We start from the raw sequence: 11,966 nt of genomic DNA, 5'->3' as shown, positions 1-11,966 counted from the left end.
GCCTCTCTGTTCGTCGGATGTGGGGTGGCTTGCTAACTACCCCTCATCCATTTAACCACCTTTTTACCAGCTTTGGAACGATCACGGGCGGGTGTTTCTCTTGACAAACGGGGGGTTTTGCGGATAATTGAGGCACATCGTGAACTTTCACAGGCGTTGACGGAGGAAAGTAAGCGGGCGGGCGCCGCCAGAGACGTGAGAGCGCAGGCTGAAACTCTCACCCGGAAGAACCCCGGCTGAAGTTCCCTCCTGAGCTGTGCAGGGGAACGCTTCTGAAAGGAGCCAGTAGTCTGCACCGCGTGGGCCCGGCGTTAATGGGCAGCCAATCGCCCCCAGGGGCTGTTGGGTCAAGTGGGCCAGGGGTTATCCCTGCCAATGTGGGTGGTACCGCGGGTATTCTCTCCCGTCCCAGTGTGGACGGGAGATTTTTTTGGAGGAGTCATGGACGAACTTCAAGAACTGGAGAAGATCCGCCAGGATGGACTGGCCGCTTTAAGCCATGTGGCAGACGAGGCTGCGCTGGAAGCATGGCGCGTGGCTCATTTGGGACGCAACGCGCCGGTGATGCAGGTTTTTTCTCGCCTGGGGCAGGCACCGAAAGAACTGCGCCCGAAGATCGGTCAGGTGGCGAACCAGGTAAAGCAGGAGTTGGAAGCCGCATTTCAGGAGCGCGCCACTGCCTTGAAGCAGGCCGCGCTTCAGCGTGCTCTCACAGCAGAACGCCTGGATGTGACTCTACCGGGCCGAAGGCCGGCGCGCGGGCGGTTGCACCCTGCGACACAGAACCTGCGGCGCATCCTTTCCATTCTGGGAGAGATGGGTTTTCAGGTATATACCTCACGTGAGGTGGAGCTGGATGAGTACAATTTCCAGCTGTTGAACATTCCACCTCATCACCCGGCGCGTGAGATGCAGGATACCTTCTATGTGGAATCGCCGCAAACCGATGGGAGCTACTCGGTTGTGTTGCGCACGCATACCTCCCCCGGGCAGATTCGCGCCATGCGCGAGTTTTCGGCCACTAACCCCGATAACCCCCCGCCCATTCGCGTTGCTTTGCCGGGAATGTGCTTCCGTTATGAGCAGATCACGGCCCGCTCTGAGGTGCAATTCAACCAGGTAGAAGGGCTGGTGGTGGGCAGGCATATCACTTTCAGCGATTTAAAGGGCACCCTTTCAGATTTTGTCCGGCGCATGTTCGGGCAGAACACGCGCACCCGCTTCCGCTCCGATTACTTCCCCTTTACCGAGCCCTCTGCCGAGATGGATGTGGAGTGCTTTGTCTGCGGTGGAAAAGGCTGTGCGGTGTGTAAAAAGTCGGGCTGGCTCGAGATTCTTGGCTGCGGCATGGTGCACCCAACGGTGTTGCAAAACGGCGGGTACGACCCCCGGAAGTACTCTGGTTTTGCTTTCGGTATGGGGCCCGAACGGCAGATCATGCTGCGTCATAAGATCAACGACATTCGCTATTTCTGGGGAAACGATCTTCGTTTCCTGGAACAGTTCTAGGAGGCTGGCATGAAAGTTCCCGTTTCATGGCTCAAGGATTTCGTGGATCTGAGCGGCCTTTCAGTGGTGGAATTAGCCCACAAACTTACCATGGCCGGGATGGAAGTGGAAGAAATTCGTTTCGTCGGGTTGCCATTGCCCGACAGCGATGATCATGGGTTCAAGGTAAGCGGTTTGAGCTGGGACGCGGACAAAATTGTGGTCGCACAGATTGATGAGGTCTTTCCGCACCCCAACGCCGACCGGCTGGTGTTGTGCCGCCTGAACGATGGCCTTCAGGAACATACTGTACTCACCGGCGCCCCCAATCTATTCGAGTATAAAGGGATCGGGCCGCTCCCGCGCCCCCTCAAGGTAGCCTATGCGCGTGAGGGTGCGCGGATTTACGACGGACATCAACCGGGGCAGGTGCTCACTACCCTCAAGCGGGCGAAAATCCGTGGTGTGGATTCTTATTCGATGGTCTGTTCGGAAAAGGAACTGGGGATTTCGGATGAGCATGAGGGGATCATCCTGCTCGATGAGGATGCGCCAACCGGGATGCCGCTGGTAGAGTACATGGGCGATGCCGTGCTGGAGTTGAAAATCAACCCCAATATGGCGCGCAACACCAGTGTGCTGGGGGTGGCCCGAGAGGTGGCCGCGCTTACCGGGCGCGCGTTGAAGAAGCCCGAGTTTACCCTGGAGACCACCGGAGAACCCATCGAAGGGCGGGTGAGTATTCAGATCACCAACCCTGAGCTCAATCCGCGTTTTACCCTGGCTCTCATCCGCGAAGTGCGTCTTGGCGAAAGTCCTTACTGGGTGCAGCGCCGTTTGCGCCTGGCGGGGATGCGTCCGATCAATAATGTGGTCGATGCCACCAATTACACGATGCTGGAAATAGGTGAGCCGCTCCATGCCTTTGATTATGATGTGCTGGTTAACCGCGCCGGTGGGGGAGAGGTGGTCATTCTGACGCGCACCGCCCGCCCCGGTGAAAAGTTAACCACGCTTGATGGGGTTGAACGCACGCTCACCGAAACCAATGTGCTCGTTTGCGATGCGACCGGCCCGCTTTCGCTGGCAGGGGTGATGGGCGGTCAGGAGAGTGAAGTCAGCGACCACACTGTGAATGTTTTGCTTGAGGCAGCAACGTGGAATTTTATCAACATCCGGCGCACGGTGATGCAGCATGGCCTGCCTTCTGAAGCCTCTTACCGGTTTTCTCGCGGCGTGCACCCTGCGCTGGCCATCGATGGCCTGCGGCGCTGTCTGTACTGGATGGCCCGCTGGAGTGGTGGAAAGGTTGCCCCCGGCATTGTGGATGCCTACCCCCTGCCACCAGTTGACCCCTGTGTGGAGATCACCGCTCAGGATGTAGAGCGATCTCTGGGCATTTCCATTTCTCTGGAAGAGATCCAGCAAATGCTTGAAAGGCTTGAGTTCCGGTGTGAGCGGCGCGGAGAAACACTGCAGGTTCAGACGCCCCCCATCCGTATGGATATCGGAGAGGGAGTGGTCGGGGTGGCTGACCTGATGGAGGAAATTGCCCGCCTCTACGGGTTCGAGCGCATCCCCGAAACGCGCCTGGCCGATTCTCTGCCCCCACAGCGTGGGAATCCTTCTCTGGAGGGAGAGGAACACGTGCGCGATGTCCTGGTTTCTCTCGGGCTACAGGAGGTCATCACCCACCGCATGACTGCGCCGGAGATCGAAGCGCGCCTGCTCCCGGCGGGCACGCCCGCTCCGTCGGTGGAATACGTCCGGCTGGTTAACCCCATCTCCCCGGAGAAGCGTGTGCTCCGTCGGAGTTTACTGGCCTCGGTGCTCAATGTGCTGGAGAGAAACGCTCGCATGGCTGAGTCGCTCAGCCTCTTCGAAGTGGGAGCCGTATTCGAGCCGTCTGGCGAGGCTCTGCCCCGCGAGCCGCGCCGCCTGGCGATAGCCATGACCGGTCGGCGGGAGGAAAGCAGCTGGGACGCTCCCGAAGGCCGGTTGATGGATTTCTACGATCTCAAAGGGGTCATCGAGGCACTCATGGAGGCGTTGCACATCCGGGTGGCTTTTGCTCCAGAGGAGCATCCATCGTTTCATCCCGGAAAGTGCGCCACGGTGCTTTGCGGAGAGCAAAAGCTGGGCGTGTTCGGTGAGCTTCATCCCCTGGTGAGGGAAAATTATGAAGTAGACACCCCCGTGCTCGCTGCAGAGATTGACCTGGAAGCCCTGTTGAGTCTGCTGCCGCTTCTGGGCCACGAAGTACGCCCGGTGAGTGAGTTCCCCCCTGTGCTTGAAGATATTGCGGTGGTGGTGGATGAAGCGGTTCCCGCGGCGCGAGTGGAGGAGCTCATCTGGCAGGGCGGCGGGAAACTGCTGGCGGGCGTGCGGCTCTTTGACGTCTTCCGCGGGGAGCAGCTTGGGGCAGGCAAGAAGAGCCTGGCCTATAGCCTGACCTACCAGGCGCCTGATCGCACCCTCACCGACCGGGATGCCGCGCAGATTCGCACGCGGATTATCCGGCGCCTGGAGCAGGAACTCGGCGCGAAGTTGAGAAGTTAATTTTTTATGCCATACTTTGACCACTTTGGCCTGCTCGCGCCTACGTATGAACGTCTGATCCGCTCCACGTACCCGGAGAGGCTGGCGGGATGGCTTGACCTGCCAGCCGGTGGCAACCTGCTGGATGTGGGAGGCGGAACCGGGCGGATCGCTCAGTTTTTCAGTGCGCGGGCGGGCCTCACGGTGGTGGCAGATATTTCTGCGGGAATGCTCCGTCTGGCGGCACGTAAACCCGGGGTTATCCCGTTGCGAGCGGCCTCAGAGCATTTGCCCCTGGCCGATGAAACCTTCGATCGGATTTTTATGGTGGATGCCCTCCATCATGTGGAGGATGCACGGCAGACTCTTGGCGAACTGTGGCGTGCTTTACGCCCCGGGGGACGGTTAATCATCGAAGAACCCGATATTCGCGCCTTCCCGGTGAAGGTTATTGCGTTATTTGAAAAGCTCGTCCTGATGCGCAGTCATTTTTACTCAGGAGAACAGATCGCGAACATGCTCTCCGACAGAGAAGGCAGTGCCGTGCAGATTGCGATTCAGGAATATACCGTGTGGGTTGTGTTTGATAAGAACCCCTGATCTTCGGAGGGAGCCCATGACTGAACCATCGAAAAAACCGTGGATGAATGAAGACTGGCTGGCGGTATGGATCGCCTTTCTTCTAATCGCTCTGGCGACCATCGGCGTTTTGGGAAAGAACGGGATTAACATCGTGTTTTAGAAGGAAGAAAGATCATGTCATCGGCGCAATCGGTTCGTTCCTCATTGCGTTTGTGGGGCGCGTCTCTGGGAGGGCTGGCAGTGACCTTCCTGCTCGCTGTGGCGGCCTGGTGGGTTTCCAGGCAGGTGGGTGCGGTCAAACTTCCCTTTGGAATTCCGGGAAAAGCGCTTGAATACCCGCTATGGGCGGCGTTGCTCGGGGTATTGGGTAATGTGCTTCTGCGGGCGCTGAAGATGCGAGAGTATCTTCAACCGGGGGTCCATACCGAGTTGTACTTAAAGATCGGGCTGGTACTTCTGGGGGCGGGGGTGGATCTCACCTTAATCGTTTCAGCGGCGCGGGGTGCCATTCTTCAATCCCTGGTGATGATCAGCGGGGTGTTTTTCTTCTGCTGGTGGCTGGCGGGCCGGTTTGGGCTGGATGAAAAGCTGCGGGCAGTCATGGCTTCGGCGGTTTCCATTTGCGGTGTTTCAGCGGCCATTGCTGCGGCAGGATCCGTGCTGGCCAGGAAGGAACAGGTGACCTATATCACGGCACTGGTCATTCTGGTGGCACTGCCTCTCATGGTTCTATCGCCGCTTCTGGCCAGTGCGCTGGGGCTTTCACAAACGGTAGCCGGGGCATGGTTTGGCGGCAACATCGATACTACGGCCGCGGTCGTTGGAGCAGGGACGCTTTACGGAGAACAGGCCCAGAAAATTGCCACCATTGTCAAATCGACCCAGAATACGCTGATCGGTCTGGTGGCATTCTTGCTGGCGCTTTATTTTGCCAGCCGCGAAGCAGGAGCCGGTACCCGCCCGGGGGTACGGGTGATCTGGGATCGGTTCCCCAAATTTGTGCTTGGCTTTCTTCTGGCTTCGGTTCTTTATTCAATGGGAGTGATCGATGGAGGGAAGGGAACCACCATTGAAGCGCTGAAGAACTGGGCCTTCACCCTGGCTTTTGTCTCCATGGGGCTGGAGCTTTCTTTTTCTGAATTTCGCTCCATGGGATGGCGCCCGGTGATGGTGTTTTTACTGGTGACCCTGTTTAATACTTTCCTTGCGCTGGGGGTTGCCTGGGTTGTTTTTACCTGGCTATTTCCGGTGGGTTGAGGGTGGGCACAGCTTACAGCCCCCAGAACAGTTTCATTCCAACGAGAAGCATGATGAAGGAGATGAGAGTCAGCGGCCAACCCACTTTGAAAAAATCGCTGAAGCGATAATTGGCCGGGCCGATCATCAAGATGTTGACCGGGTGCGCCAGGGGGGTGAGGAATGAAGCCGAACAGGCAATGGCGGCGGCAAGCGCCACGGCCTGCGGAGAAACCCCCAGCCGGATGGCTGCGCTGATGACTACCGGGCCGGAGACCAGTGCAGTAACCTGCCCCCCCATCACCTGAGTGAGCAGTGCGCTGAGCAGATAGGCCCCCGCGGCCAGCCCCAGCGGGCCGAAAGGTGTGACCAGGCGTACCATGAGTCTGCCACTGATATCGGCCAGGCCGGTTTGCACCATGGCCAGGCTCACGGCGTACATGCCTGCGATGAGGAAGATGGCTTTCCACTCTACAGCGCGGGTGGCTTCTTCCATGGAAATCACACCCGTGAGGATGACCAGCAGGGCCCCGATGAGCATGGCGAGGTAGACGGGCATGCCCAGGACCGATGCGGTGATGGCCGCCAGGGTCACCCCGGCAGTGATGAGAGCCCCCCGGCGTTGAATGGGCTGGTCACTCAGGTCAGGTTCCAGCACCACAAAATCTGGCATGCGGCGTAGCAGGGGCAGGTTGCTCAATTCGCCCGCCACCAGCAGAGAATCTCCGGCTTCCAGGGGAAAATCGGCCACACTGGTGCGGTAGCTGCGACCTTTGCGGTGAAGGGCAATGGCGGTGAACCCGAAACGGCGCCTGAAGTTCAACTCTTTGAGGGTGTGTCCCTCAGAAGGAGAACGCGGTGAGAGCAACAATTCAACGAAGGAAAGCCCAAGCTGGCTGATGGGCTCGTGCATTTCTTCGGGGCTGAGGCCTTCCTCATGCAGCGGGGCGATGCGTTCGGCCCGCCCGATGAGGTAGAGGATGTCACCAGGGAGAAGGGTCTGTTCGGCGGTCAGAGGGAAGATCAGAACTTTGTTGCGTTGAATAGCTGCGGCGGCGATGCCCAGCTTCTCGCCGAAGGCGGCCTCATGGAGGGTTTTCCCTGCAAGGGTAGAGGTTTCAGGAATGATAACCTTCCAGAGGCGTTCACCCACCTGGTAAGCCTGTTCTAACTCGGTGCTGGTGGGGCGCCAGTGGAGGAGAGAAACAGAGGGTTCGTAATCGGGCAGGAGGCGCCCACCCGCCAAGGCCAGAAAAGCGATCCCTGCGAGGGCAATGAGGCCACCGGTGGGGGTGAAATCGAGAATACCGAGGGGCTTTTGCGGGGGGGTGGCAATGGTGAGCAGGTCGCTGACGATGATGTTGGCGGTAGTGAAGTAAGTGGCGGCTCCCCCAAGTAAACTACCGTAGGCTACGGGGATCAACAGCTTGCTTGGCTTCACCCTGGTGCGGCGAGACACTTCGAGGGCTGCCGGCAGGAGCAACGCACCAGCGGCCAGATTGTTCATGACCAGGGAGAGAAGGGCGGTGGTCGCGGTGAAGAGGGCAATCAGTCGGCTCTGAGAGTTTCCGGCAAGGCGCAACATCTGCCGGGCGATCCAGCGGGTGAGGCCCGTTTGCTCCATACAGCGGGTGATAATGAACAGGCTCAACAGGGTGATGACGACCGGCTGGCTGAAGCCTGCAATGGCTCTGGCCACACTGGCCGGTTTCCCTGCCTCACCGAGTACGCCCAACCCTGCTAGCTGGGCCACTCCCAGGATGGCCGCCAGGCAAAGGGCCGCGAGCTCGGCGCGCAGTTTACCGGCGGCGGTAAGGATGAGAAATGGAAGTAAAATTCCCAGGACGAACCACGACGCCGGGTTCATCAAACCATGCCCTTTCTTCGGGTGAACGATTGAACCAAAAGCCCCCTCTTGTTGAACAGAGGGGGCAAGGATGGCTGTGTAAATCCAGCTTATTCAAGATCAGTTTCCGCTTCCTGGTATTTCTTCTGGCGGTAGACAATCCGCCCGCGTGTCAGGTCATAGGGAGACATTTCTACCCGCACGCGATCTCCGAGCAAAATGCGAATGTAATACTTGCGCATACGCCCGGACAGGTAGGCAAGCACTTCATGACCATTATCCAGCCTCACCCGAAACTGGGTTCCGGGCAATGCCTCTACGATGGTGCCGTCCACCTGGATTTTCTCTTCTTCTTTCGCCATACGACTCCTTCCAGAAAGCCTGACTTTTAGCCGGCTAATGCCTTACTCAATGCTTCGCCCGGTCTGGCGGCGTTTGATGCGGCGAATGGCCTTTTTCTTCTCAACCCGGCGCAACTCACTCTTGCTGATGAACCAGCGTTTGCGTCGTACCGTGCTGAGAATGCCGCTCTTCACAACCTTTTTGCGAAAGCGCTTGAGCAGTTGATCCTGCGATTCGTTGGGGCGTAGAACGACGATCGTCACCGTATATCACCTCCCTTCGTTTTAAGGGGTTAGAGCAAAAAAATCGGCTGGTCTTTGCAGATGCAGCCGAGTAAGAGGGAGGAGATCAGACAGGTCATTACTCGGATGCATTCAATCGCTCATACCTCACTCACGCAAAGGATTGTAAGGCACAATTTCCAGCTTTTTTATTATACCTTAAGAAAGGGGTTTCTGCCAGTGATTTTTGCGGCTTTTTGCTAGGAGATGATTTCGCGCAGGTCAATTCCCAGCTCGGCAGACAGGAGGGCGTGGGTTTCGGTGAAGAGATCTTTCAGCAGCTCCAGCGCGTGGGATTGGCTGAGGAGGAGGGGGTGGGTGCTGACCTGGTGTTCAAGGCGGTAGAAACTCTCTATTTCATGCAGGGGGATGATTTCGCCAGCGGCCTGCCGCTGAAGCAGGTGAGCGTACGTCGATTCGAGCTCGGTATGCCATTGACGGGCCTGAGGATCAGCGGCGACTTCCTGGCTGGCCTGCAGGTAGGCCTGCACTTCACGGCTGGAACGCAGGACTTCTCCCAGCCGTTGAGCCGATTGTTCGATCTCGGGGGTTAACCGCTTCACTTTTTACTCCCTGTCCTTTCGGCCAGACCTGGCCGTGACTTTTCACCCTCAACCATGCCGATCAGGGCGGACGTTGGCAATAAACTCCACACCGGCGGTGGTGCTCACCACGTGCTCCACCTCAAGGAGCAGTTCGCGGAGGGCTTCTCTGGCCCGGTGATAGTTGATCATCGCCGGAAGCGCTTCCAGCTCAGCCTGGTAACGGTTCACTTCGGCGCAACTGAAAGAAGCCCGGCAGGCCCGGATGGCGCGAGTAAGGCGCTGAGCCTCGGCATCCTCATTGAGGATCTGCCTGGCCTGGATGTATGCCTGAATTTCTGGCGCATGAATCAGATGCTCTGCCAGGTCACGCGTTGCTGTGAGGAGATCTTCTCCGGCCAGAGTTTCGGTGGGGTGCCATGAAAGGCTGCATATATTCCTGTCGGCCATGTTGCACCCATTATAACGGGCAGGCTCAGGCCGGGTAATGGCGGTCTATCCTGGTTGGGTGGGAGAAAGGTCATGTTTTTCAGGGTTCTGACGGTGGCGGATGCGCAGGATGGCTATTTTGGTGGGGTGGTTGAAGGGAGCGGGATCGGATGGCGGGGCGGTTACCAGCGTTTCCGGGAAGCCCGTCACATCGGATGGCACGGGGAGGATTTCTTCCAGGGTCACGTATCCCCCGGCGGATAAGGCTTCCAGAGTTTGAAGGTAAGCCGCCCCGGATACGAACAGCGCGTTATTGACCGCCACAAGCCGCCCCCCATCTTTTACCAGGGGGCGAAGTTTGTTGATCAACCTGGCGGAGTCCTGTACCAGGTCAACGCGCCCCCCCTCGGTCTGGGCGAAGAAGGGCGGGTCGAGAATGACCAGGTCGAAGCGTTCTCCGTGTCGACGCCACCCCCCTGCCTGGCGAAAAACATCAACGGTGAGGAAGTCGGAACGGTGGATGGGCCAGCCGTTGAGGCTCCAGGTATCTTTGGCGAGGTTGAGGAAGCGTCGGTCAAGGTCTACCTGAACCACGCGCTCCGCACCCCCGGCCTGGCAGGCGGCGCCCAGGCTTCCGGTGTAGGCAAAGGTATTGAGTACGGTCAGCCCGGTGGCGTGTTCTTTAAGCCAGCGGCGCAGGATGCGCGTATCGAGGTAAAAGCTGGCATCCTGATGCATGGTCAGGTTGATGGCATACCAGACGTTATTTTCCTGAATGCGTTTTGAGGGCGGGCCTCCCCAGAGAATCATCCCGTTCCGTTCTTCAGGGTTTTGAGCGTGGCGGTTTTTAAGCAGCACACAACGTATCCAGGGCAGGTGGCGGCGGTAGAGCGCCAGGAGCTCTGGCAGGAGGGGGGAGATTGCCTCTGGGGGAGCCCCGTAATGGAAAAGCACCAGGGTGCTCGCGTAGAGATCTACCACCAGATCGGGGTATCCCTCATAAAAGCCGTTGAAGAGACGCAGGGCCTGAAGATGAGGTTCAGACAGAGCGGGAAGGCGAGCCGCAAGGGCCCTTTCAAGGAAGAAGCTCAGGCTATGATGCGGCTCGCCCTGCATGTTAGCGAATGACCCGCACGAGGGTGTAATTCTTGCGCCCTTTGCGCAAAACGATGAACTGCCCTTCCAGGGCGTGCTCTACCGAAACCGACATGGCCCCGTCGCTGACGCGCACATTATTGAGGTAGATTCCGCCATCGGCAATGCTGCGCCGGGCCTCGCTTTTAGACGGCACCACCCCGGCGGTGACCAGCAGGTCGATGAGGGGCATTCCCGGCCCGCTTAACCGCTCGGCAGGAAGGTCACAGGAGGGCACATCGGCGAAGATATCTGCGATTTCTGCCGCCGAGAGGCCGCTGATCTCGCCGCCAAACAATGCCTGAGAGGCCTGCTCGGCACGGGCGAGGGCGGTCTCGCCGTGGATGCGCGCAGTCATATCTCGCGCCAGGGCGCGGTGCGGCGCGCGCTGTTCGGGGTGTTCGGCCAGGCTGGCCTCTAACCCGGCGATCTCATCGCGGGTGAAGAAGGTGAAGAACTTCAGGTAGCGGATCACATCGCGATCGTCGGTATTCAACCAGAACTGGTAGAAGCGATAGGGCGAGGTTTTTTCAGGATCGAGCCAGACGGAGCCAGACTCGGTCTTGCCGAATTTGGTGCCGTCGGCCTTGGTGATGAGCGGGTAGACCATGGCGTACGCCTGGCCTCCACGAACACGCCGGATGAGTTCAACCCCGGCGGTGATGTTGCCCCACTGATCGCTCCCGCCCGTTTGCAGTTTGCATCCCATTGTGTCGTAGAGATGCAGGTAGTCGTAAGCCTGGAGCAGCATGTAACTGAACTCAGTGAAGGAAAGCCCTTCTTCGCGGTCGATGCGGGTTTTAACTGAGTCTTTGGCGAGCATGTAGTTGACTGTGAAATGCTTGCCGATGTCGCGCAGAAAGTCGACCAGGTTGAGCTTGAGCAACCAGTCGGCGTTGTTGACCAGCCGGGCAGGGTTGCTTTTGACTTCAAAATCCAGCAGGTGGGCCAGCTGTACTTTGATCCGCGAGACGTTGTATTCGATCTGTTCGCGGGTGAGCAGGTTGCGCTCAGCAGATTTGCCGCTGGGGTCGCCAATCATGCCGGTGCCGCCCCCGGCCACGGCTACCGGGGTGTGGCCGAAGCGTTGCAGGCGGGCAAGGGCGATGAGCGGCACAGTGTGGCCGACGTGCAGGCTGTCACCGGTGGGGTCGAAGCCGTTGTAGACGGTGACCTTTTCTCTGGCCAGCAATTCGGGCACGCCTTCGATGTAATCGAAGATCAGGCCGCGCCATTGAAGTTCGTCGAAGGCATTGTCGGGCATCTTTTCCTCCCATAAAAATCAGGATTCGCCTATCCAAAAAAACAGCCACCCGCTGGTGGGTGGCTGTGCAGACCAACCGAAGGATGCTCCCAACCCCAAGCGGATTCTCGTCAGAGAACCTCAACGTACGAATAGCGGGGATAAGAGCACGCGTTCATCTTTTTTATTATACCTCAAAAAAGGTTTCAGGGCCTGCGTTGTGATCGTTCCAAAGCTGGTAAAAAGGTGGTTAAATGGATGAGGGGTAGTGAATAGACCACCCCACATCCGACGAACAGAGAGGC

At 58.4% G+C, this 11,966-nt stretch carries 13 protein-coding genes; 5 read left to right on the top strand and 8 right to left on the bottom strand.

Annotated features, from left to right (window positions below):
• Positions 1-147 precede the first annotated feature (147 nt).
• On the bottom strand, positions 148-351 hold the full coding sequence (locus ATHL_RS18955) for a hypothetical protein (protein WP_162787720.1): 204 nt from the start codon (positions 349-351) through the stop codon (positions 148-150).
• 90 nt (positions 352-441) lie between these two features.
• Between ATHL_RS18955 and pheS the strand changes: the two genes are divergently transcribed.
• Genes pheS through ATHL_RS13950 form a run of 5 tightly spaced genes read left to right on the top strand, consistent with a single transcriptional unit; the run spans position 442 to position 5,865 of the window.
• Positions 442-1,509: a phenylalanine--tRNA ligase subunit alpha gene (gene pheS / locus ATHL_RS13965; protein WP_062195112.1), complete on the top strand. Its 1,068-nt coding sequence runs from the start codon at positions 442-444 to the stop codon at positions 1,507-1,509.
• A 9-nt stretch (positions 1,510-1,518) separates the two neighbouring features.
• Positions 1,519-4,047 carry a phenylalanine--tRNA ligase subunit beta gene (gene pheT / locus ATHL_RS13960; RefSeq protein WP_062195109.1) on the top strand — a complete coding sequence of 843 codons (2,529 nt, stop codon included), beginning with the start codon at positions 1,519-1,521 and terminating at the stop codon, positions 4,045-4,047.
• Positions 4,048-4,053: 6 nt separating this feature from the next.
• The gene (locus tag ATHL_RS13955; RefSeq protein ID WP_062195107.1) at positions 4,054-4,626 is read left to right on the top strand and encodes a class I SAM-dependent methyltransferase; all 573 of its coding nucleotides are present in this window, start codon (positions 4,054-4,056) and stop codon (positions 4,624-4,626) included.
• A gap of 16 nt (positions 4,627-4,642) precedes the next feature.
• Positions 4,643-4,768, top strand: a complete 126-nt coding sequence (locus ATHL_RS19530; protein WP_272897351.1) for a hypothetical protein — start codon at positions 4,643-4,645, stop codon at positions 4,766-4,768.
• Positions 4,769-4,782: 14 nt separating this feature from the next.
• On the top strand, positions 4,783-5,865 hold the full coding sequence (locus ATHL_RS13950; protein WP_062195104.1) for a YeiH family protein: 1,083 nt from the start codon (positions 4,783-4,785) through the stop codon (positions 5,863-5,865).
• 13 nt (positions 5,866-5,878) lie between these two features.
• Here the strand turns inward: ATHL_RS13950 and ATHL_RS13945 are convergent, their stop codons facing one another.
• The 7 genes from ATHL_RS13945 to tyrS all read right to left on the bottom strand — a co-directional run bounded on the left by ATHL_RS13945 (position 5,879) and on the right by tyrS (position 11,682).
• Entirely contained in the window at positions 5,879-7,711 is a 1,833-nt protein-coding gene (locus ATHL_RS13945) for an SLC13 family permease (RefSeq protein WP_062195100.1), read from the bottom strand.
• An 89-nt stretch (positions 7,712-7,800) separates the two neighbouring features.
• Entirely contained in the window at positions 7,801-8,052 is a 252-nt protein-coding gene (gene infA / locus ATHL_RS13940; RefSeq protein ID WP_062195098.1) for a translation initiation factor IF-1, read from the bottom strand.
• Between the two features lie 42 nt (positions 8,053-8,094).
• Entirely contained in the window at positions 8,095-8,295 is a 201-nt protein-coding gene (gene rpsU / locus ATHL_RS13935) for a 30S ribosomal protein S21 (protein WP_062195096.1), read from the bottom strand.
• A 218-nt stretch (positions 8,296-8,513) separates the two neighbouring features.
• On the bottom strand, positions 8,514-8,876 hold the full coding sequence (locus ATHL_RS13930; RefSeq protein WP_062195093.1) for a YlbF family regulator: 363 nt from the start codon (positions 8,874-8,876) through the stop codon (positions 8,514-8,516).
• A gap of 48 nt (positions 8,877-8,924) precedes the next feature.
• Positions 8,925-9,305, bottom strand: coding sequence for a YlbF/YmcA family competence regulator (locus tag ATHL_RS13925; RefSeq protein ID WP_062195090.1), 381 nt, complete (start codon positions 9,303-9,305; stop codon positions 8,925-8,927).
• 45 nt (positions 9,306-9,350) lie between these two features.
• Positions 9,351-10,400: a class I SAM-dependent methyltransferase gene (locus ATHL_RS13920; RefSeq protein WP_062195088.1), complete on the bottom strand. Its 1,050-nt coding sequence runs from the start codon at positions 10,398-10,400 to the stop codon at positions 9,351-9,353.
• 1 nt (position 10,401) lies between these two features.
• Positions 10,402-11,682, bottom strand: coding sequence for a tyrosine--tRNA ligase (gene tyrS, locus ATHL_RS13915; protein WP_062195085.1), 1,281 nt, complete (start codon positions 11,680-11,682; stop codon positions 10,402-10,404).
• Positions 11,683-11,966: the final 284 nt, after the last annotated feature.

Origin of the sequence: Anaerolinea thermolimosa (assembly GCF_001050195.2) — a bacterium.
Lineage (GTDB): Bacteria > Chloroflexota > Anaerolineae > Anaerolineales > Anaerolineaceae > Anaerolinea > Anaerolinea thermolimosa.
This window is presented reverse-complemented; position numbering and strand designations above follow the sequence as displayed.

Excerpts from the sequence above, each read along its gene's own strand:
- pheS (WP_062195112.1), top strand. The coding sequence starts at position 442 with ATGGACGAACTTCAAGAACTGGAGAAGATCCGCCAGGATGGACTGGCC.
- pheT (WP_062195109.1), top strand. The coding sequence starts at position 1,519 with ATGAAAGTTCCCGTTTCATGGCTCAAGGATTTCGTGGATCTGAGCGGC.
- ATHL_RS13955 (WP_062195107.1), top strand. The coding sequence starts at position 4,054 with ATGCCATACTTTGACCACTTTGGCCTGCTCGCGCCTACGTATGAACGT.
- ATHL_RS19530 (WP_272897351.1), top strand. The coding sequence starts at position 4,643 with ATGACTGAACCATCGAAAAAACCGTGGATGAATGAAGACTGGCTGGCG.
- ATHL_RS13950 (WP_062195104.1), top strand. The coding sequence starts at position 4,783 with ATGTCATCGGCGCAATCGGTTCGTTCCTCATTGCGTTTGTGGGGCGCG.
- ATHL_RS13945 (WP_062195100.1), bottom strand. The coding sequence starts at position 7,711 with ATGAACCCGGCGTCGTGGTTCGTCCTGGGAATTTTACTTCCATTTCTC.
- infA (WP_062195098.1), bottom strand. The coding sequence starts at position 8,052 with ATGGCGAAAGAAGAAGAGAAAATCCAGGTGGACGGCACCATCGTAGAG.
- ATHL_RS13925 (WP_062195090.1), bottom strand. The coding sequence starts at position 9,305 with ATGGCCGACAGGAATATATGCAGCCTTTCATGGCACCCCACCGAAACT.
- ATHL_RS13920 (WP_062195088.1), bottom strand. The coding sequence starts at position 10,400 with ATGCAGGGCGAGCCGCATCATAGCCTGAGCTTCTTCCTTGAAAGGGCC.
- tyrS (WP_062195085.1), bottom strand. The coding sequence starts at position 11,682 with ATGCCCGACAATGCCTTCGACGAACTTCAATGGCGCGGCCTGATCTTC.